We start from the raw sequence: 20,633 nt of genomic DNA on the forward strand, positions 1-20,633 counted from the left end.
AGCGAGAACTGTGCACCGGCGCGAGGGCAGGCTCACACCACGGTGCTGTTGCGGTAGGCCGAGTCGCGGCGCAGCGTGCCCGAAGGTGAACTGTGGGCCCCAAGCTCACTGCCCGCGCGCCGATGCGTGCTTCCCTGCCGGGACTTATCCTCAGGTGTGCCACTGTGGAGACTGCGTGACTATCACGAAGACGATCTGGACCAGGCCATTCACATCTGGGATCAAAGCCGTGCCGAAGCGTCGGCTGAACCCGTGTTCGCACTGGCCGAGCTGGTAGCGGCCGCCCGGGCCGGTCAGCCGACGGTCGTGGCCGAGGTGAGCGGCGAGGTGGTTGGCCTGGCTGTCGCCCGGATCGAGGGGGATCGGGCGTGGGTGTTGCTGATCGCACTAGCCTCGCGGTGGCGTCACCGCGGAATCGGTAGCGCGCTGCTGGCCGATCTGGAGCGACGGTTGCGCTCGCACGGAGTGTTCAGAATATGCACGATATTGCCGGTTGGCGCAACGGGATCCACGGCGCTGGAGAACTCGGGCTATACGCGGCGCGACGGGTTGGCTTACTACGAGATGATCGAGCATTTGCACCCGGATCAGACCAACCTGCTGGCCGCACTCGGCGGACGCCTGTTACCACCCGGGCTGTGGCAGGAACTTGCCGGAATGGAACAAGAGAAGGACATCATCGAGAATCGCGTCATCGCCCCGCTGGTCCATCCCGAAGTCGCCAATCGCTACGGCGTGCGGCCGCCAAAGGCAATTATCTTGTTCGGGCCCCCGGGTACCGGGAAAACCAGTTTTGCCAAAGCGATTTCGTCGCGCCTCGGTTGGCCGTTCATAGAACTGTTTCCCTCCCGCCTGGCCGCGGCAGCACCGGGGGGTTTGGCCGCGTCGCTTCGGGAGGTGTTCGCGGAATTGGCCGAACTGGATGAGATGGTGTTGTTCATCGATGAGGTTGAAGAAATCGCCATCGCGCGTGCGGGCGCCAGCACGGTGGAAACGGGTGTGACCAACGAGTTGCTCAAGCTCATTCCGGTATTCCGCGAACGCGACAGCCGACTGATGGTGTGCGCCACCAACTCGGTCCGCTCGCTCGACTCCGCGTTTCTTCGGCCGGGGCGTTTCGATTACGTCATTCCTGTCGGACCCCCCGACCTACCGGCCCGGATCGCGGTCTGGAAGCGCTATCTCGGCGACGCCGATTCCATGCTTGACGTTGACCTGTTAGCCTCCGCGTCGGAACTGTTCACCCCCGCCGATATTGAGTTTGCAGCCCGCAAGGGCGCTCAGGCCGCTTTCGATCGCGAGATGTCCTGCGGCCGAGGTGAACCAGCGACCACCGAGGACTATCTGACGGCGATCAGAGCCGTTCGACCCACGTTAACGACCGCGAACCTGACCGCATTCACTCAGGACAAAACGGAATTCGCCCGCCTGTAGCGCACGCCGGCGCTCAATCGCGGGTGCGCCGGCCCCGCCGCCTTTCCCAACCGCAGACCCTGCGCATGGTCCTGACCGGCCCGCCCAACGACATCTCATCTCTTGTCCAGCAGGCTCACAGAAGCCGGGACACACCGGGCGTCGAACGGGCGCTCTTCGCCCGAGCGACCGCAAGAACCGGGCCGAATTCGACGGCGGCTCGGAGTTCAAAGGAGACAAGCGGTCGCTGCCCAGCAAGCCGTGCATAACTTGCGGCCGGCCGATGACATGGCGCAAGCGCTGGGCCCGCAGCTGGGACGAGGTGAAATTCTGCTCGGAGGCCTGCCGGAGGGGTAGTAGGAACGGGACTGAAACCTGATCGTACGGCGAGCGCCGGTTGAGGACGCATCACGCCGCGGTTTGTTGTCGCCCTACATCACACCCGGCCTCGAGTGGCCTCCGCCGGACCTCCCCGGCCTCAATGACTTCTGGAGCACACCGGGCAGGCAGTCGACGAGGGCCCTTCACGGCAACAACAATTCGCCCCGTGTCATTGCAGAGACCGCGTTGCAAGATCCAGCCGAAGGGATTATTCTGAACTTAATGTTCATTAGTGATCATGTTAGCCATTATATCGACCAGGCGAACTCGTCGGCCGGCGTGTCGAACCGCGCTGTCTGAGCCACATGATCAACATGGAGGGTCACAACCCAGGCGAGGGGTCGAAGGACGGACACTCCCTTCAAAAACCCCTTCGGGTGGTGGTGACGGGCGCTTCCGGCAATGTCGGGACCGGAGTACTGCGAGCGTTGGCAGCCCGAGTGCCCGATGCCCAAGTCGTTGGTGTGTGTCGCAGGCCTCCGGCTTCGGGTCGCGGCTACGACTGGGTCCGCTGGTATGCGATAGACCTGTCAGCGCCCAACGCTGAGGCATTGCTCGAGACTGTGATGCGGTCGGCGGACGTCGTCATCCACTTGGCTTTGTCCGTCCAGCCGGTCCGTGACGTCGATTACCTGTACCGCGCCAATGTCCTCGGCAGCAAGGCCGTCTTCGACGCGGTGATCGCCGCCCGGGTGCCGCAGGTCATATACGCCTCCAGCCTAAGCGTCTACGCTCCCGGGCTCGGCGCACCTGTGACCGAGACGTGGCCGGTATCGGGCCAGCCCACATCGACGTACAGTCGTCATAAAGTCATCGTCGAGCAGCTGCTCGATAGCCTCGTCGCCGAGCATCCGGCGATGGTAGTTGCCCGTTTTCGGCCCACTGTGGTGGTGCAGCGTGAAGCGGCGTCGCTTTTTCGAGCGCTGTATCTGGGTTCGCATATTCCGAGTGCGTTGATCAAGCTGCTACGCGCCGAAGTCCTGCCGTTACTGCCGTTGCCGGATGGCCTGCGTTTGCAGTTCGTCCATGCAGACGATGTCGGCGAGGCCGTGGTCAGGCTGATGCTCAACCACGCTCACGGGTCGTTCAACATCGCCGCTGACGTTCTGGACGACCGCGCAATGGCCGCGTTGATCGGAGCCCGGCCGATTTCGGTAGACCCCCGCTGGATGCGACGGGCAGTCCTGTTCCTCAGCCACATCGGCGCAGTGGCGATAACTCCGGGCTGGTACGACGTTGCGACGAAGTCGCCCCTCATGGACACCTCGAAGGCGCTCCGCGAGCTGGGGTGGACACCCCGATGGTCGTCCGAGAAGAGCGCGCAGGAGCTCATTGACGGATTGGCTGAAGGTGCTGTCGGCGCGACCGCGGCAACCGGTTCGCAGGAGCGGGGTCGAATGACGAAAATTCAGAGCACTCGGCGGATTCACGACGTTACCTTGCTGCTGTGGGGGGCGCTGGCTGTGGTTCGCAGCGCCGGGGTCGGCCGGGTCGGCGCGGCAGACGCGGCCTTGATCGCCGCGAACCTCATATCGGGTGCCCCAATGGCCGTTGACCGCCTGCGAGCGCGCCGACGAGACGCGGTCGCGCTGCTCGCGCCGGTCGCCGTTGCCGCTGCGGTGCTTTCCCACACCCGAGGAAGCTGGACACGGGTGTTCGCGGTCGCAACCCTGGGTGCGCTGGCAGCCGCCGACCGCCGACGCACGAACGCGATCCGCAGGTGAGGCGCGCAGGCAGAGTGGTGCGCGCGCGGGTGGTAATTGTTACCGGAGCCTCCAGCGGCATCGGAATGCAGACCGCCATACGCTTCGCACAGCAGCAGGCGCGTCTCGTCCTTTGCGCACGCAACGAACGCGCGCTGCGGGAAGTCGCAGCGCGATGTCGTGAATCCGGAGCCGCCGAGACCGTCGTCCACCCTGCTGACATAAGCCAGACGCCGCAGGTGGAGGAGTTGTTCGAACACGCGATGGCAAAGTTCGGCCGGATCGACGTGGTGGTCAACTGCGCCGCTGTTGCTGCGTTCGGCCGCTTCGACGACCTTCCGGCCGCGGTTTTCGAGCAAGTTCTGAAGACGAATGTGCTCGGAGCAGCCAATGTTGCCCGTTGCTCCCTGGCCCGATTCAAGAACCAGGGCGCCGGAGCTTTGGTGGTCGTCGGCTCACTCCTGGGAACGACCGCCGTGCCGTATCAATCCGCCTACGTCGCAAGCAAGTTCGCGCTGAACGGGTTGATACGAGCTCTGCGCCAGGAGAACCGGCGCATCAGCGGCATCAAAGTGCACGGCGTCTACCCCGGCCCGGTGGAAACCCCTGTGTATCACACGGCGGCGAATTACTCTCCTCGCACGCCACGGGTTCCGCCGGCCGCATACTCCCCAGAGACCATCGCTGATGCCATCGTGTGCGCCGCTGGTCGAAGACGTTCGAGCGAACGCCAGGTCGGCGTCGTGAACAGGCCGTTCATCGCCATCTACCGCCTGCTCCCGTGGGTTTTCGATGCCGTGATTACGCCGCTGCTGCACCTCACGTCGTTCACAGCCGAGCCACACCGAATAGCGACCGGAAACGTCTTCGACCACTCTGGTTAGGACGGTTCGATGGTTCCCGCAGCCCTACGTCTGGACCAGAACCGCCGACCGAATCCTCGAATCCATCGGTAGCCGACGAATTAACGACGACTCACGACACTAGGGACCGGTGACGCCATTGGCGCCAGTCTGAGCCGACGAATTGATCGCGTGGACCGCTTGTTGCTGCGCGTTCGCGACCTCGGCGCTCGCGTAGGCACCGCCTGCCGAGTTCAGCGCGGAGACGAATTGATCGTGGAACTGCGCGGCCTGGGCACTCAGCGACTGGTAGGCCTGGCCGTGGGCGCCGAATAAGGCGGCCATGGCCGCTGAGACGTCGTCGGCGCCCGCCGCCAGGACGCTGGTGATGGGCGTTGCCGCGGCCGTCGTGGCGTCGTTGATCTTCGCGCCGACGCTGGCCAGATCCGTCGCCGCCGACCGCAGCAGTTCCGGCTGTGTAAATAAAAACGACATGGGCGCATTCCTCTTGCCATTCGGGGGATTTGAATGACCGGACAGTAATGCATCAGTCCAGCTGAGTACGCGTTTGTTATAAAATCGTTATAGGAGAACCGGGCCTTGTAAAATGCGTGAACAGGGCGCGATCGTAAACGAGTAAATTATTTTGACAAAGAGCACCGAGGGTTGTGGGCAGACGTGGCCCGTCAAGCAGAGCGCGCCCGAAGGGATTCGAACCCCTAACCTTCTGATCCGTAGTCAGATGCTCTATCCGTTGAGCTACGGGCGCCGGTGTTCAATTGTGGTCGAGCAGGTGTTGCGTGGCGGAGGCGAGAGGATTTGAACCTCCGGTTCCCTTTGAGGGGAACAACTCATTAGCAGTGAGCCCCATTCGGCCGCTCTGGCACGCCTCCATGGCCTTCCAAAGGGTACCCGACCCCGGGTACCGAAGCCGCCGGAGGCATAGCGTACACAGCCGCGACATATGCTGTCGAAGTGACCGCCCGCCTGCGGCCCGCGCTGGCCGGGCTGCCCGTTTACGTTCCCGGCAAAACCGTGCCCGGCGCCATCAAACTGGCCAGCAACGAAACGGTGTTCGGCCCGCTGCCCAGCGTCCGCGCGGCCATCCAGGACGCCACCGACCTGATCAACCGCTACCCCGACAACGGCTGCGTGCGGCTCAAGGAGGCGCTGGCGGAGCACCTGTCCGCCGAGGGACGCGACGTCACCCCCGCGCAGGTCGCCATCGGTTGCGGCTCGGTCAGCCTGTGCCAGCAACTTGTCCAGATCACCGCGTCGGCGGGTGACGAGGTGGTCTTCGGATGGCGCAGCTTCGAGTTGTACCCGCCGCAGGTTCAGGTCGCCGGCGCCGTCCCGGTCAAGGTCCCGCTCGCCGAGCACACATTCGACCTCGACGCGATGCTGGCCGCGATCACCGAGCGCACCCGCCTGATCTTCGTCTGCAACCCCAACAACCCCACTTCGACGGTGGTTGATCCCGACGCGCTGACCCGGTTCGTCGAGGCCGTACCGTCGCACATCCTGATCGTCATCGACGAGGCCTATGTCGAGTACGTCCGCGACGGCATGGCGCCCGACAGCCTGGGCCTGGTCCGCGCCCACGACAACGTCGTGGTCCTGCGCACCTTCTCCAAGGCGTATGGGCTGGCGGGTCTGCGGATCGGCTACGCCGTCGGGCACCCCGAGGTGATCACCGCGCTGGACAAGGTCTACGTCCCGTTCACCGCTACCAGCGTGTCGCAGGCTGCGGCCATCGCGTCGCTGCAGGCCGCCGACGAGTTGTTGGCGCGTACCGACGCCGTGGTCGCCGAACGGCAGCGGGTCAGCGCGGCGCTACGCGAAGCCGGGTTCACGCTGCCCGCATCGCAGGCCAACTTCGTCTGGCTGCCGCTGGGATCGCGCACCCAAGATTTTGTGGAGCGGGCCGCCGATGCGTCACTCGTGGTTCGGCAGTACGGCAGCGACGGCGTCCGCGTCACCATCGGCGCACCGGACGAAAACGATGCCATGCTGCGGTTTGCGCGCGGCTGGATCTGACGCCTGCCCTTCGCCGAACGTGAACTGAGGGCGAGCTTTCCGCGATTTTTCCACCGTGGTTTCACGCTCGGCGAGCAGCAGGCCCGCTACCCAGCGGGATTGCGGCCGGTGAACGCGACCAGCCGCGTCAGCGCGTCGGCGTCGTCGGGCACCTCGACCCGGTCAGCGAAGCCGGCGGCGCCGCGCTGTTGTGGTGTGATCAGCGACCGCGCCAACCCCAGCACGTACTCGGCCAGCGAATCCGGTGCGTCGACGTCATGGCCCACCGCGACCGCATAGTCCCACGCGTGCACCAGGAACTCGATCGAGAACACCGACACCGCCACCCGGGCGGGCATCGAGGCGTTGCCGAACGCCACCTCTCCGTCCAGCCCACGCTTGTGCCAGGCGTCCAGCGCCGGCCGGGCGGTGCTGACCACCAGTTGCTCCACCGAGTTGGTGTCGTGCGAGACATTGAATTCCGCACCCACCATGCCGCCCAGGCTGGTGATCGAATTGATCAGATGCTCGGTCAGTTGCTTGACGTTGTACTCCGAGCACGGCGTCTGCTTGGCCTTGTCGGAGCCCGCCACGGTGTGCAGCACCTGCTGCAGCACCCCGAGTGTCAGTTCGGCACTGCGCAGTTCGTCGGTGGGCGGGGATTCCGGGCCGGGTACCAAGTCATCGGACATGCCAGCCACGCTACGGTCTCGCTATGGGCGAAACATACGAATCGGTCACCGTGGAGATCAAGGACCAGGTGGCGCAGGTGACGCTGATCGGTCCGGGCAAGGGCAACGCGATGGGGCCCGCATTCTGGTCGGAGATGCCGGACGTGTTCGCCTCGCTGGACGCCGACCCCGACGTGCGCGCCATCGTCATCACGGGATCGGGGAGGAACTTCAGCTACGGTCTGGACGTGCCCGCCATGGGCGGGTCGTTCACTCCCCTGCTGTCCGGTGATGCGCTGGCCGGCCCGCGCGCGGTCTTCCATCGCGAAGTCAAACGCATGCAGGGCGCGATCACGGCCATCGCCGACTGCCGCACCCCGACCATCGCCTCGGTGCACGGCTGGTGCATCGGCGGCGGCGTCGACCTGATCTCGGCGGTCGACATCCGCTACGCCAGCGCCGACGCCAAGTTCTCGGTGCGCGAGGTCAAGCTGGCCATCGTCGCCGACGTCGGCAGCCTCGCCCGCCTGCCGCTGATCCTCAACGACGGACACCTACGCGAACTCGCCCTGACCGGCAAAGACATCGACGCGGCCCGGGCCGAGAAGATCGGATTGGTCAACGACGTGTACGACGACGCCGAGGCCACGCTGGCGGCGGCGCATGCGACCGCGGCCGAGATCGCGGCCAACCCCCCGCTGACCGTGCACGGCATCAAGGATGTGCTCGACCAGCAGCGAATCTCGGCGGTGTCGGAGAGCCTGCGCTACGTCGCGGCCTGGAACGCGGCGTTCCTGCCGTCCAGGGACCTGACCGAGGGCATCTCGGCGACGTTCGCCAAGCGGCCGCCGCAGTTCACCGGCGAGTAGCGCTCATCCAGAGAGCGCCGGCCAGCCACCCGGTCGACACAGCCAAGCCGGCGAATTCCAGCCACCCGACCGTCGCGCCGCCGCGGTGACCGGTGTCGACGAGGTGACTGAGCGTGTGCAGAGCCCAGTGCGCCGTGGCGAACGCCAGCGCCGGCACTCGCCAGGATGGCCAGCGCAACGCCGCCAGCAGCAGCAGCCCCTGAGGTAACTCGAACGAGGCGTTGTCGAAGGTGTAGTGGTCATTGCGCACGCCGAACGCACCCAAGGTGTCGAAGAACGTGCCCGGCGCCAGGATCATGAACAACCCCAGACCCACCGAGTAGGCACCGAAGACCAGCAGGATCACCTCGACGTAGCGTGAGCGAACGAGCATGTGTCCAAAGCTAGGCTGGCGCGAGTGACCGCAACACCCGATGGCCGGATTCGTGTGCCGGCAGACCTGGACGCCGTGACGGCGAGCGGCGAGGAAGACCACTCCGAGGTCGACAGCGCCGCCGTCGAACGGATCTGGCAGGCCGCCCGGCACTGGTACCAGGCGGGCATGCACCCCGCTATCCAGGTCTGCATCCGGCGCAACGGGAAGGTCGTGCTCAACCGCGCGATCGGCCACGGTTGGGGCAATGCGCCCACCGACGAACCCGACGCGGAGAAAGTCCCCGTCACCACCGACACGCCGTTCTGCGTGTATTCGGCGGCCAAGGGCATCACCGCGACCGTGGTGCACATGCTGGTGGACCAGGGCGTCTTCGCGCTCGACGACCGCGTGTGCGAATACATCCCCAGTTACACCAGCCACGGCAAGGACCGCACGACGATCCGGCACGTGCTCACCCACAGCGCGGGAGTCCCGTTTCCCACCGGACCCAAACCGGACCTGCGCCGCGCCGACGACCACGAGTACGCGCAGGAGCAGCTCGGCAAACTGCGGCCGCTGTACCCGCCCGGCCGGCTGCACATGTACCACGCACTGACGTGGGGTCCGATCATGCGCGAGATCGTCTACGCGGCTGCCGGGAAAGACATCCGGGAGATCCTGGCTGCCCAGATTCTCGAGCCCCTGAACTTCCGGTGGACCAACTTCGGCGTCAAACCCCAGGACATCCCGCTCGTCGCGCCCAGCCACCCGACCGGCAAGCCGCTGCCGCCGGCCATTGCGGCGATCTTCCGCAAAGCGATCGGCGGGACCGTGCACGAGATCATCCCCTACACCAATACCCCGGCCTTCCTGTCCACCGTGGTGCCCTCGTCCAACACCATCTCGACCGCGGACGAGTTGTCCCGGTTCGCCGAGATCTGGCGCCGGGGCGGCGAACTCGACGGCGTGCGGATCATGAGTCCGGAGCGGATGTACGGCGCGGTGCAGGAGTGCCGCCGGTTGCGGCCGGATGTCGCGGTAGGCCTGATGCCGGCACGCTGGGGCACCGGCTACATGTTGGGCACCGACCGGTTCGGCCCGTTCGGGCGCCATGCGCCCAAGGCGTTCGGCAATCTCGGCCTGGCCAACATCGCGATCTGGGCTGATCCGGCTCGCGGTCTGGCGGCCGGTGTGATCAGCAGCGGGAAGCCGGGCAAGGACCCCGAGGTCAAGCGATACACCGCACTCATGGACACGATCGCCGCCTCGATACCGCTCGTCTAGGTGCGGTCGCCGGACGGCGCGGGCACCGGTGATTGACTCCGAGCGTTTTCAAGAGCTGCGTGACACGCCCGGCCCAGCTACGAACATCACCACGATCGCCCCGAACGCGGACGTGCTCTCCGAACAGGGCCCCGCTGCCGGCCCGACGCTGCATTAGCGGGCCGTGCCCTGCGGTGGACGCGCGCCGGAGACGTTTCGCTCCTGTCGCCCGATCAGTTGTCTGGGACGCCGCAGAAGCGAGGCGGGTGATGGGCGGCTTGCCCTCGCAGCCGGAGGTACAGGCCGGCGCTGGCCTGGATAGTTGTCGCTCGGCCGGCAGCCCGCCGTCGGCGGCGGGAGTCCGCGTCTGGGGGCCGCACCGGTGCACCCGGTGAAACGCTTTGTTCGAAACATTGCAGGAATTGATCTTCCGGCGCCTATTGAATTCCCTGCGGCCAGCGTTATGTTTCCTTTATCGATCTTTGCCGCGGGAACCCAACAACCTAGCCCAGGACACGCTTCCAATTTGATGGTGGTGGCGCCCCGGATTTTGGCTGGACATTGAAAGAGGCGGCGATGTCATTCTTGAATGTGGTACCGGAAACACTCGAAGCGGTAGCGGCCGAACTATCCGTCATTCGTGCGGACCTCGTCAACGCCAGCGCCGCAGCCGCGAGACCTACCACCAGTATTGCCGTTGCGGCAACCGACGAGGTGTCTGCGGCGGCCGCGGATTTCTTCGCGAATCACGCCCGACAATTTCAGTTTATCAGCGGTGCGACGTCAGCATTTCACCATCAGTTGATTCAGTCATTGACTTCCGGCGCGACAGCGTATGCCGGTGCCGAGTCGTCCAACGCCGGCCTCATTCAAGAATTGCTCTACAGAGAGCTGCTCTACCAAGTCAATATTCCATTCCTCGCGTTCACGGCGCGGCCGCTCATCGGCGATGGCGCGGACGGGGCGACCGGGACAGGGCAAAGCGGCAGCGCCGGTGGCTGGTTACTGGGTAGTGGTGGTGCCGGCGGATCTGGCGCAACCGGGCAGACCGGGGGTAGCGGCGGAGCGGCGGGCTTGTTCGGTAACGGCGGCGCCGGCGGGAACGGCGGCGCGGGCGCGCCGGGCGGCGCGGGCGGCGGCGGGTGGCTGTTCGGCAATGGCGGCGCCGGCGGCCACGGCGGCGCAGGAGCCGCCGGCGGTAGTGGCGGCGATGGTGGGTTGTTCTCGGGTAACGGCGGAAACGGCGGAAACGGCGGAAACGCGGTTGCGGACCTCAACGGCGGTCATGCCGGGCGCGGCGGGCAGGGTGGCAACAGCGTCCTGTTCGGCGCCGGCGGCGCCGGCGGTCACGGCGGCGACGGCACGGAGGGGTCGGACGCGGTCAATCCCGTCGGCGCGGTCAACAACACGACCGTAGCGTCCGGTGCCGCCGGCGCCGATGGCGCTGTCGGCCAGAACGGCGGAAGAGGCGGTGGCGGCCAGGAGGCGGGGGCCGCGGTCGACGGGCACGGTGGGCCCGGGGGTGACGGGGGTGCAGCGGGCCCGGGCGGCGCCGACGGCGGGGCCGGCGGGTTCGGCGGAAACGCCGGCTATGCCGGGAAAGCGGGCAACGTGGTTGGGGGCGATGCGGGCAACGGCGCCGATGGCAGCGCCGACGGGGGGGCGGGTGGATTCGGCGGTAACGGGGGCCACGCCGTGACCTTCGACGGTACTGCCAAGGGTGGCGACGGCGGCCACGGCGGTAACGGCGCCGACAGCACTCTTTCCGGCGGCAATGGCACCACCGGGGGGGCCGGCGGAGATGGCGGCCGCGGCGGAGTTCTGGTGGGCAACGGCGGTCAAGGTGGCATGGGTGGCCACGGCGGTGGTGGTGGTGCCGGCGCTCCCGGCGGCAGCGGGTCGAGGGGTGGCTCAGGAGGCGGGGCCCGAGGCTGGCTGGACGACCCGTCGGTGCCTGACTCAGTGGCGGGGCGCGGGGGGAATGGCGGTGATGGCGGTGATGCTTTGGGCACCGGGGGCAGGGGCGGTAACGGGGGGGCGGGCGGCAATGGCGGAGCCGGCGGACGGCTCTTCGGTCTCGGCGGAGCCGGCGGGCAGGCCGGCGGCGGTGGAGCCGGTGGGTCGGGCGGCGACGGCGGTGCCGGCGGTCGTGGCGGGGGCGGCGGCACCGCGCTGGCCCAATTCAACACCCGAGGTGGGGACGGCGGGCTCGGCGGCGACGGCGGGCGCGGCGGGGACGGCGGTAGCGGCGGGTCAGCCGGACTGCCCGGATCCGGCGGTGCGGGTGGACTGCTGGGCGGCGCCGGCATGGGGGGCGACAGCGGTGCCGGCGGTAAAGGCGGCGCGGGCGGTGCGGGCGGTGCCGGCGGGGCGGCAGGTGTAGCCGGCGCGGCAACAGCCGGACCTGCCACGAAGTCGCACATCGACGGCTTAGCCGGCGTCGCCGGCCAGCAGGGGTTGGCGGGAAACTTCGGTCACGACGGTTGACCGGCGCGGGATGCGGTTCACCGAGCGGTGGCGGAGGGATTTGAACCCCCGGACGGTTTTAGCCGTCTCTCGCTTTCAAGGCGAGTGCATTAGGCCGCTCTGCCACGCCACCGCCGCTAAGGGTAGCGGGCTGTAGCGTGACCGACATGCGCGCCATCGTCGCTGAATCCGTCGAACAGCTGGTCTGGCAGGACGTCCCGGATGCCTCCGCGGGCCCGGGTGAGGTGCTCATCAAGGTCACCGCGGCCGGCGTGAACCGCGCCGACGTGCTGCAGGCCGCCGGCAAGTACCCCCCACCACCTGGCGCCAGCGAGATCATCGGCATGGAGGTGTCCGGCGTCATCGCCGAGGTCGGCGCCGAAGTCTCGCAGTGGACCGCCGGACAGCAGGTGTGCGCACTACTGGCCGGCGGCGGTTACGCGGAGTACGTCGCCGTCCCGGCCGGCCAGGTGATGCCGATCCCCGTGCCCGTCGACGTCGTGGACGCGGCCGGGATACCCGAGGTCGCCTGCACGGTGTGGTCGAACCTGGTGATGACGGCACATCTGAGTCCGGGCCGGCTGGTGCTGCTGCACGGCGGGGCCAGCGGCATCGGCAGCCACGCGATCCAGGTGGCGCGGGCGCTGGGCGCCAAAGTGGCGGTGACCGCCGGCTCGGCGGAGAAGCTGCAACTCTGCCGCGACCTCGGCGCGCAGATCGCGATCTCCTATAAAGAGGAGGACTTCGTCGCGAGGCTGAGGGAGGAGACCGACGGCAAGGGTGCCGACGTGATCCTCGACATCATGGGCGCGGCCTACCTGGACCGCAACATCGACGCGCTCGCCACCGACGGACAGCTGGTGGTGATCGGCCTGCAGGGCGGGGTGAAGGCCGAGCTCAATCTGGGCAAGCTGATGGCCAAACGGGCCCGCGTCATCGGTACCACCCTGCGGGCACGGCCGGTCAGCGGCCCGAACAGCAAGAGTGCCGTCGTCGACGCGGTGACGACATCGGTGTGGCCGATGTTCGCCAGCCGGCAGGTCCGGCCGATCATCGGTAAGCGACTGCCGATCCAGGAGGCGGCCGAAGCGCACCGCCTGCTGCAGTCCGGCGAGACGTTCGGGAAGATCCTGCTGACGGTCTAACCGAGTGACGCCAGAGCGCGAACCAACTGGTCCACCTCGGCCATCGTCGAGTAGTGCGCCAAGCCGACGGTGACCGCACCGCCGATGTCGTTGACGCCCAGCACATCGAGCACGCGAGAGCCTGCGTTGGCGATCGCCAGGATCCCGTTGTCGGCCAGCCGCTGCACCACCCGGTCGGCCGGAACCTCGTTCACGGCGAAGCTGATCACCGGTATCCGCGCCTCCGGGCGGCCGAGCATTATCACCAGCGGCAGCGACCGCAGCGAAACCATCAGATAGTCGTAGATCCGGTTGAGGTAAGCCGACGCAGAATGCATCGACACCGCCAGGCGTTCCCGCCTGGTCCCGCGCGACGACTCGTCCAGCGAGGCGAGGTATTCGATGCTGGCGACGACGCCGGCCAGCAAACCGAATTGGTGGGCCCCCACCTCCAGCCGAGCGGGCCCGGTGGCGTAGGGGTTGGTGGACACCGAACTGAACGTGTTGATCAGCGCGGGTTCGCGGAACACCATCGCTCCGATCGGCGGCCCGCCCCAGCCGACAGCGTTCACCGCCACCACGTCGGCTTCGATTTCCTTGATGTCGATCAGCCGATAGGGCGCGGCGGCCGAGTGGTCGACCACCACCAGTGCGCCTACGTCGTGCGCCAGCTTCGTCATCGCCCGCAGATCGGTGACGGCGCCCAGCGTCCCCGACGCTGAGGTGACGGCAACGAGCCGGGTGGACTTGTTGATCAGGCTTTCCCACTGCCAGGTCGGCAGGTCTCCGGTCTCGATGTCGACTTCGGCCCATTTGACCTTGGCGCCGTAGCGGTGCGAGGCCCGCAGCCAGGGCGCGATGTTGGCCTCGTCGTCCAGGCGGCTGACCACCACCTCGTAACCGAGGCCGGCGCGCGCGGACGATGCTTCGGCCAGGGACGCCAGCAGCACCGCCCGGTCGGCGCCGAGCACAACGCCAGAGGGATCGGCGTTGACCAGATCGGCCACCGCTTCGCGGGCCGCGTCCAGCACGGCGGCGCTGCGCCGCGCGGAGGGATGCGCCCCCGTCGTGCTGGCCCCGGACCGGCGGAAGGCCGTCGACACCGTGGTGGCCACGGAGTCGGGGATGAGCATGCCTGTCGGCGCATCGAAGTGCACCCATCCGTCACCGAGCGACGGATGCAGTCCGCGCACCCGGGCGACGTCATAGGCCATGCCAGTCACCTTAGAGCTATCGAAAGCCTGGAAAGCTACAGCCATTTTTTGTGTAGGTGTGGTCGGTAGCGGGTGCGCAATCGACCCTCTTGCCGCGACGGCGTCCCGAGTCAACTCACCCGGGCAGCCATACTAGTCGAGTGAGCTTGTGGTTCGGAACGCTGATCGCATTGATACTGCTGATCGCGCCGGGTGCCATCGTCGCACGTATCGCGCAGTTGAACTGGCCGATCGCCATCGCGGCCGGACCTGCGCTGACCTACGGCGTCGTGGCACTGGCGATCGTGCCCTACGGCGCGCTGGGCATCCCGTGGAACGGCTGGACGGCCCTGGCGGCGCTGGCCGTCGTCTGCGCCGTCGCGATCGTGCTGCAGCTGCTGCTCGCGCGCTTCCGCGACAAACAGGCCGAAGCGCGCGCGATCAACCCCGGCCCGGCGATCGTCGTCGCGGCCGGAGTGCTGTTGGGCGCCATACTGATCGGCTGGGCGGCCTTCAGCGGCATCCCGCACTGGCAGTCGATCCCCAGCACCTGGGACGCCGTGTGGCACGCCAACACCGTGCGGTGGATCCTCGACGTCGGCCAGGCGTCGCCCAACCACATGGGCGAGCTCCGCAACGTCGAGACCCACGCCCTGCTCTACTACCCCTCGGTCTTCCACGCGCTCACCGCGGTGTTCTGCCAGCTGACCGGCGCGGCCGCCACCACCGGCTACACGCTGAATTCACTGGCGGTGGCGATCTGGCTGTTTCCCGTCAGCGCCGCGGTGCTCACGTGGCGGGCCTTGCGCACCCACACGACCGAATGGCGCACCGCCGCCACGGCGGCCACGGCCGCCGCGCTCTCGGCGTCGTTCACGGCCGTGCCGTACGTCGAGTTCGACACCGCCGCGATGCCGAACCTCGCGGCCTACGGCGTCGCCATCCCGGCCATGGCCCTGATCACGTCGACGCTGCAACACCGCGACCGCATCCCGCTGGCCGTCCTCGCGCTCGTCGGCGTCTTCTCGGTGCACATCACCGGCGGCATCATCACGGTCGTTCTGGTCGGCGCCTGGTGGCTCTTCGAGGCGCTGTGGCACCCGGTGCGGGGCCGCATCCGCGACCTGGCGGTCCTGGCCGGCGTCGGACTGACGTCCGGCCTGATCCTGTTGCCGCAGTTCCTGAGCGTCACAAAGCAGGAAGACATCATCGCCGGGCACTCCTTCCTGACCTATCTCAGCAAGAGACACGGCCTGTTCGACGCCGTGTTCATGCATTCACGGCATCTCAACGACTTCCCCTACCAGTGGGGGCTGAGCTTCCTGTGCGCCGTCGGCGGGTTCATCATGCTGGCCAAGAAGATGTGGTGGCCGCTGGCCGTGTGGCTGCTGTTCATCATGATCAACGTCGATGCGGGCACTCCCCTGTGGGGTCCGCTCGGCCGGGTGGCCGGGGCAGTCGGCGAGTTCTTCTACAAGGACCCGCGCCGCATCGCCGCGGCCACCACCCCGCTGTTCAACCTGATGGCCGCCGTCGCGCTGGTGACACTGGTCGCGGGCGGGGTCGCCCTGGCCAAGCGGTTCGTGCAGCCGCGAAAGCCGATGCCGTCGAGCTTCTGGGCGGCGGCCACCGCGGTGCTGCTCGTCGGCATCAGCGTGGCCAGCGCGTGGCATTACTTCCCGCGGCACCGCTTCCTGTTCGGCGACAAGTACGACTCGATAATCGTCGACCAACGCGACCTCGACGCCATGGCCTACCTGGCGAAACTGCCGGGTGCGCACAACACGATGATCGGCGACTCCAATGTCGACGGCACCTCGTGGATGTACGCGGTGGCCGGTCTGCACCCGCTGTGGACCCACTACGACTACCCGGTGCAGATGGGCCCGGGCTACCACCGCTACATCTTCTGGGCCTACGCCAAGAAGGGCGATTCCGATCCGCGGGTGCTGGAGGCGATCAAGGCCCTCAACATCCGATACGTCCTCGCCAGCGGCCCGACGATCCGAGGGTTCAAAGTTCCCGAAGGGCTATATTTTCTGGACAAGTCGCCGTACTGGACCATGATCTACGACAACGGCGGCGCTCAGATCTACGAGTGGCATGGCGACACCCCGGTACGCCCGTAGACGACAAAACGAGGACGGTAATTGCGTTGGTTGAGGAAAACGACGGCCGGGTTGCCGACGATAGCGATGGCATCGAGGTGATCGGCGGCGTCGACCCGCGCCTGATGGCTTTCCGTCAGGATGACGCAGACGATTCCGACGAGCGCGCATTGACCGACCTGGTGGAGCAACCGGCCAAGGTGATGCGGATCGGCACCATGATCAAGCAGTTGCTCGAAGAGGTGCGCGCCGCACCCCTGGACGAAGCCAGCCGCACCCGGCTACGCGACATCCACGCCACCAGCATCCGTGAACTCGAGGAGGGCCTGGCGCCAGAGCTGCGTGACGAGCTCGAACGGCTCACCTTGCCGTTCAACGAGGGCACCGCACCGTCGGACGCCGAGTTGCGAATCGCGCAGGCGCAGCTGGTCGGCTGGCTGGAAGGGCTTTTCCACGGTATCCAGACCGCGCTGTTCGCCCAGCAGATGGCGGCCCGGGCTCAGCTGGAACAGATGCGGCAGGGCGCGCTGCCGCCGGGGATAGGAAAGCCGGGCCCACACGGGCACGGCACCGGACAGTACCTGTAAGCCGTGTCGAGCGGTCCGCACATCGAGACCCGCGACGCGTGGGTCGAGTTCCCGATCTTCGACGCCAAGTCCCGGTCGTTGAAGAAGGCCTTTCTCGGGAAGGCCGGCGGTGCGATCGGCCGCAACAGCTCCAACGTGGTGGTCGTCGAGGCGTTGCGGGACATCACCATGTCGCTCGAGCTCGGTGACCGCGTCGGGCTGGTGGGTCATAACGGCGCCGGCAAATCGACTCTGCTGCGCCTACTTTCGGGCATCTACGAACCGACGCGCGGTTGGGCGAAGGTCACCGGCCGGGTGGCGCCGGTGTTCGATCTCGGCATCGGCATGGATCCGGAGATCTCCGGCTACGAGAACATCATCATCCGCGGCCTGTTTCTGGGGCAGACCCGTAAGCAGATGCTGGCCAAGGTCGACGAGATCGCCGAGTTCACCGAGTTGGGCGATTACCTGTCGATGCCGTTGCGCACCTACTCCACCGGCATGCGGGTGCGGCTGGCCATGGGCGTGGTCACCAGTATCGACCCGGAGATTCTGCTGCTCGACGAGGGCATCGGCGCGGTGGACGCCGAGTTTCTGAAGAAGGCGCAGTCACGTTTGCAGAGCCTGGTGGAGCGGTCCGGAATCCTGGTATTCGCAAGCCACTCCAACGAATTCCTGGCCCGGTTGTGCAAGACGGCGATGTGGATAGACCACGGCGTGATCCGGCAGCGCGGCGGCATCGAAGACGTGGTGCGCGCCTATGAGGGCGAGGACGCGGCCCGCCACGTACGTGAGGTACTTGCCGAAACGGCACGCAAAACACCTTGGGCGCAAACGGCTTCCGGGGATGAGTGACTACGTGTTCGCCGTCGTTGTCACCCACCGGCGGCCCGAGGAACTCGCGCGCTCACTGGAGCTGCTGTCCACCCAGACCCGGGCACCCGACCGGCTCATCGTCATCGACAACGACGCCTCCGGCGACAGCCGGGTACATTATCTCGTTGCCGCCCAAGAGATTCCGTCGATCTATCTCAATTCACGGCGAAACCTGGGCGGTGCGGGCGGTTTCGCGCTCGGCATGCTGCTGGCACTGGCACACGGGGCGGACTGGATCTGGCTGGCCGACGACGACGGGCGCGCCGGGGACACCGAGGTGATGGCGACCCTGCTTGCGTGCGCCGAGAAGCACGGCCTGGCCGAGGTATCCCCGATGGTGTGCAACATCGACGACCCGGAGTCGCTGGCGTTTCCGTTGCGCCGTGGCCTGGTCTGGCGCAGGCGGGTCAGCGAGTTGCGCACCGAAGCCGGCCAGGACCTGCTGCCGGGAATCGCGTCGTTGTTCAACGGTGCGCTGTTCCGCGCGTCGACCCTGGAGGCGATCGGCGTCCCCGATCTGCGGCTGTTCATCCGCGGCGACGAGGTGGAGATGCACCGCAGGCTCGTTCGCTCCGGACTGCCCTTCGGAACCTGCCTGGACGCGGTCTACCTCCATCCGTGCGGCTCCGAGGAGTTCAAGCCGATCCTCGGCGGTCGCATGCACACCCAGTACCCCGACGACCCGGGCAAGCGGTTCTTCACCTACCGCAACCGGGGTTACGTGCTGTCCCAGCCGGGACTGCGCAAGCTGCTGCTCCAGGAGTGGGTCAGGTTCGGCTGGTTCTTCCTGGTGACCCGCCGCGACCCCAGGGGGCTGTGGGAGTGGATCAGGCTACGCCGGTTGGGACGGCGGGAGCAGTTCGGACGGCCCGGAGGTTCGCCATGACATTCATCGACGCGGCCGCACAATCCAAGACGTTCGCCCGCGCCCGGGGCGACCTGGTCGCCGGCTTCCGCCGCCACGAACTGTGGCTGCACCTGGGTTGGCAGGACATCAAGCAGCGCTACCGCCGTTCGGTGCTGGGGCCGTTCTGGATCACGATCGCGACCGGCACCACGGCCGTCGCGATGGGCGGGCTGTACTCGAAGCTGTTTCACCTCGACCTGTCCGTGCACCTGCCCTACGTCACGCTGGGCTTGATCGTCTGGAACCTGATCAACGCCGCAATCCTGGAAGGCGCCGACGTCTTCGTCCACAACGAGGGGCTGATCAAGCAACTGCCGACCCCGTTGAGCGTGCACGTGTACCGCCTGGTGTGGCGGCAGATGATCCTGTTCGCCCACAACATCGTGATCTACGTCGTCATCGCCATCATCTTTCCCAAACCGTGGTCCTGGGCGGACCTGTCGGTACTGCCGGCGCTGGTGCTGATCATGCTTAACGCGGTCTGGGTGTCGCTGTGCTTCGGCATCCTGGCCACCCGCTACCGCGACATCGGGCCGCTACTCAATTCGCTGGTTCAACTGCTGTTCTTCATGACACCGATCATCTGGAACGACCAGACGCTGCGGCAGCAGGGCGCGGGCCGCTGGTCGAAGATCGTGGAGCTCAACCCGCTGCTGCACTACCTCGACATCGTGCGGGCGCCGCTGTTGGGCGCCCCCCAGGAGCTGCGGCACTGGGCGGTGGTGGTGGTGCTGACGATCGTCGGCTGGGTGATGGCGGCGTTCGCGATGCGGCAGTACCGGGCGCGGGTGCCGTACTGGGTCTGAGACCGGGCTGCCGGGTGCCCGAAGGTGGGAACCGAACAAACCGGCCGCCCGCTCTACCGACAGTGCCGCCGTCACGAACGGATCGATTACCGCTCGAGGTGAACGTGGCGGTGCCGGCGGCTCGCCGGGCACCGACGGTCTCGGCGGCACGCCCGGCTAGTCAGTCACGAACTGGCCTCGCGAACTGGGGTCGCGAACGCCGCCGGCCCGCGTCACCCCGATAGATTGGGCGGATGAGTCATCCTGCACCCGCTCGGGTGGATGCCGGCCTGCTGACCGGCGTCTCGGAGACGGCGCTGTTCACCCTCAGCGGCAGGGCCTTTCAAGCCGCTCACCCGGACGCGATCATCGACGACCCGATGGCCGTCAGGCTCGTCGACTCCATCGACTTCGACTTCGCGAAGTTCGGTCGCCGCAAGGGCCAGGAGATGGCGTTGCGCTCGCTGGCCGTCGACAAGTGCGCGGTCGCATACCTCGCCGAGCATCCCGGGGCCACCGTCGTCGCGCTTGCCGAAGGTTTTCAGACCAGCTTCTGGCGGCTCGACGCCGCGCTGCCCGATTCCCAGTTCCGCTGGGTGTCGATCGATCTGCCGCCGGTGATCGATCTGCGCCGGCAGCTGCTGCCGCGCTCGCCACGGATCACCGAGATTGCCCAGTCCGCGCTCGACTACAGCTGGATGGACCGGATCGACACCGGCAACGGGGTCTTCATCACTGCCGAGGGCCTGCTCATGTACCTGCAGCCACACGAGGCCATGGGACTGATCACTCAGTGCGCCAAGCGGTTTGCCGGCGGGCAGATGTTCTTCGACGTGCCGCCGACCATCGTCAAGAAGGTAGCCCGCAACGGGATGCGTTCATCCCGGCATTACCGCGTGCCGCCGATGCCGTTCAGCCTCTCGCCACGCCAACTGGCGGATCTGGCGAACACGGTGCCCGGCATCAGCAGGGTGCACGATGTGCCGATGCCCGCCGGGCGGGGCTGGTTCTTCGGGCGCCTCTACCCGGCGCTGTGGCAGTTCCCGCCGCTCAAGCCGTTCCGCGGCGCCTACACCTTGCTCGAATTCGGCTGAC

At 67.0% G+C, this 20,633-nt stretch carries 19 protein-coding genes and 3 tRNA genes; 15 read left to right on the forward strand and 7 right to left on the reverse strand.

The window, feature by feature from the left end:
- Window positions 1-156: 156 nt before the first annotated feature.
- The 4 genes from AC5Y7D_RS20120 (at window position 157) to AC5Y7D_RS20135 (ending at window position 4,381) form a co-directional block, all read left to right on the forward strand.
- Entirely contained in the window at window positions 157-1,434 is a 1,278-nt protein-coding gene (locus AC5Y7D_RS20120; protein WP_499927025.1) for an ATP-binding protein, read from the forward strand.
- 226 nt (window positions 1,435-1,660) lie between these two features.
- A complete protein-coding gene (locus tag AC5Y7D_RS20125) occupies window positions 1,661-1,792 on the forward strand; it encodes a DUF2256 domain-containing protein (RefSeq protein ID WP_499927136.1) in 132 nt (43 codons plus the stop codon).
- Between the two features lie 316 nt (window positions 1,793-2,108).
- Entirely contained in the window at window positions 2,109-3,518 is a 1,410-nt protein-coding gene (locus AC5Y7D_RS20130) for an NAD-dependent epimerase/dehydratase family protein (RefSeq protein WP_499927138.1), read from the forward strand.
- Window positions 3,519-3,532: 14 nt separating this feature from the next.
- Window positions 3,533-4,381, forward strand: a complete 849-nt coding sequence (locus tag AC5Y7D_RS20135; RefSeq protein ID WP_499927027.1) for an SDR family NAD(P)-dependent oxidoreductase — start codon at window positions 3,533-3,535, stop codon at window positions 4,379-4,381.
- Window positions 4,382-4,480: 99 nt separating this feature from the next.
- Here AC5Y7D_RS20135 and AC5Y7D_RS20140 read toward each other — a convergent pair whose 3' ends face one another.
- From AC5Y7D_RS20140 to AC5Y7D_RS20150, 3 genes are all read right to left on the reverse strand, one after another.
- Complete coding sequence (locus AC5Y7D_RS20140) at window positions 4,481-4,834, reverse strand: PE family protein (RefSeq protein ID WP_499927029.1); 354 nt, start codon at window positions 4,832-4,834, stop codon at window positions 4,481-4,483.
- 201 nt (window positions 4,835-5,035) lie between these two features.
- Window positions 5,036-5,108: transfer RNA gene (locus tag AC5Y7D_RS20145), tRNA-Arg, on the reverse strand.
- Between the two features lie 32 nt (window positions 5,109-5,140).
- Window positions 5,141-5,232: transfer RNA gene (locus AC5Y7D_RS20150), tRNA-Ser, on the reverse strand.
- Window positions 5,233-5,314: 82 nt separating this feature from the next.
- Between AC5Y7D_RS20150 and AC5Y7D_RS20155 the strand changes: the two genes are divergently transcribed.
- Window positions 5,315-6,376: an aromatic amino acid aminotransferase gene (locus AC5Y7D_RS20155; protein ID WP_499927031.1), complete on the forward strand. Its 1,062-nt coding sequence runs from the start codon at window positions 5,315-5,317 to the stop codon at window positions 6,374-6,376.
- Window positions 6,377-6,462: 86 nt separating this feature from the next.
- On the opposite strand, the gene AC5Y7D_RS20160 is transcribed toward AC5Y7D_RS20155, so the two are convergent.
- On the reverse strand, window positions 6,463-7,047 hold the full coding sequence (locus AC5Y7D_RS20160) for a TIGR03086 family metal-binding protein (RefSeq protein WP_499927033.1): 585 nt from the start codon (window positions 7,045-7,047) through the stop codon (window positions 6,463-6,465).
- A 23-nt stretch (window positions 7,048-7,070) separates the two neighbouring features.
- Between AC5Y7D_RS20160 and AC5Y7D_RS20165 the strand changes: the two genes are divergently transcribed.
- Complete coding sequence (locus AC5Y7D_RS20165) at window positions 7,071-7,895, forward strand: crotonase/enoyl-CoA hydratase family protein (protein WP_499927035.1); 825 nt, start codon at window positions 7,071-7,073, stop codon at window positions 7,893-7,895.
- Here the strand turns inward: AC5Y7D_RS20165 and AC5Y7D_RS20170 are convergent.
- Window positions 7,882-8,268: a hypothetical protein gene (locus AC5Y7D_RS20170; protein WP_499927036.1), complete on the reverse strand. Its 387-nt coding sequence runs from the start codon at window positions 8,266-8,268 to the stop codon at window positions 7,882-7,884. The two genes, AC5Y7D_RS20165 and AC5Y7D_RS20170, sit on opposite strands and share 14 nt — an antisense overlap.
- 24 nt (window positions 8,269-8,292) lie before the next feature.
- Between AC5Y7D_RS20170 and lipE the strand changes: the two genes are divergently transcribed.
- Both lipE and AC5Y7D_RS20180 read left to right on the forward strand, forming a co-directional pair.
- On the forward strand, window positions 8,293-9,534 hold the full coding sequence (lipE, locus tag AC5Y7D_RS20175) for a lipase LipE (protein WP_499927038.1): 1,242 nt from the start codon (window positions 8,293-8,295) through the stop codon (window positions 9,532-9,534).
- 555 nt (window positions 9,535-10,089) lie between these two features.
- On the forward strand, window positions 10,090-12,000 hold the full coding sequence (locus AC5Y7D_RS20180) for a PE family protein (RefSeq protein WP_499927040.1): 1,911 nt from the start codon (window positions 10,090-10,092) through the stop codon (window positions 11,998-12,000).
- A 25-nt stretch (window positions 12,001-12,025) separates the two neighbouring features.
- Here the strand turns inward: AC5Y7D_RS20180 and AC5Y7D_RS20185 are convergent.
- Window positions 12,026-12,112 (reverse strand) — tRNA-Ser (locus AC5Y7D_RS20185).
- Window positions 12,113-12,146: 34 nt separating this feature from the next.
- Between AC5Y7D_RS20185 and AC5Y7D_RS20190 the strand changes: the two genes are divergently transcribed.
- On the forward strand, window positions 12,147-13,124 hold the full coding sequence (locus AC5Y7D_RS20190) for an NAD(P)H-quinone oxidoreductase (RefSeq protein ID WP_499927042.1): 978 nt from the start codon (window positions 12,147-12,149) through the stop codon (window positions 13,122-13,124).
- On the opposite strand, the gene AC5Y7D_RS20195 is transcribed toward AC5Y7D_RS20190, so the two are convergent.
- Window positions 13,121-14,317, reverse strand: coding sequence for a cysteine desulfurase-like protein (locus AC5Y7D_RS20195; protein ID WP_499927044.1), 1,197 nt, complete (start codon window positions 14,315-14,317; stop codon window positions 13,121-13,123). The two genes, AC5Y7D_RS20190 and AC5Y7D_RS20195, sit on opposite strands and share 4 nt — an antisense overlap.
- A gap of 140 nt (window positions 14,318-14,457) precedes the next feature.
- Here AC5Y7D_RS20195 and AC5Y7D_RS20200 point away from each other — a divergent pair, with 140 nt between their 5' ends.
- From AC5Y7D_RS20200 to AC5Y7D_RS20225, 6 genes are all read left to right on the forward strand, one after another.
- Window positions 14,458-16,425, forward strand: coding sequence for a DUF6541 family protein (locus AC5Y7D_RS20200; protein ID WP_499927045.1), 1,968 nt, complete (start codon window positions 14,458-14,460; stop codon window positions 16,423-16,425).
- A 104-nt stretch (window positions 16,426-16,529) separates the two neighbouring features.
- A complete protein-coding gene (locus tag AC5Y7D_RS20205; protein ID WP_499927139.1) occupies window positions 16,530-16,991 on the forward strand; it encodes a bacterial proteasome activator family protein in 462 nt (153 codons plus the stop codon).
- Window positions 16,992-16,994: 3 nt separating this feature from the next.
- Window positions 16,995-17,825: a galactan export ABC transporter ATP-binding subunit Wzt/RfbE gene (gene wzt, locus AC5Y7D_RS20210; protein ID WP_499927047.1), complete on the forward strand. Its 831-nt coding sequence runs from the start codon at window positions 16,995-16,997 to the stop codon at window positions 17,823-17,825.
- Window positions 17,818-18,732 (forward strand): galactofuranosyltransferase GlfT1, encoded by a 915-nt coding sequence (gene glfT1 / locus AC5Y7D_RS20215; protein WP_499927049.1) that lies wholly within the window; start codon window positions 17,818-17,820, stop codon window positions 18,730-18,732. Before wzt ends, glfT1 begins: the two co-directional genes overlap by 8 nt.
- Entirely contained in the window at window positions 18,729-19,559 is an 831-nt protein-coding gene (wzm, locus tag AC5Y7D_RS20220) for a galactan export ABC transporter permease subunit Wzm/RfbD (protein ID WP_499927051.1), read from the forward strand. Before glfT1 ends, wzm begins: the two co-directional genes overlap by 4 nt.
- A gap of 233 nt (window positions 19,560-19,792) precedes the next feature.
- Entirely contained in the window at window positions 19,793-20,632 is an 840-nt protein-coding gene (locus AC5Y7D_RS20225) for a class I SAM-dependent methyltransferase (protein WP_499927053.1), read from the forward strand.
- Window position 20,633 lies beyond the last annotated feature (1 nt).

The organism is Mycobacterium sp. NGS49, assembly GCF_059812565.1.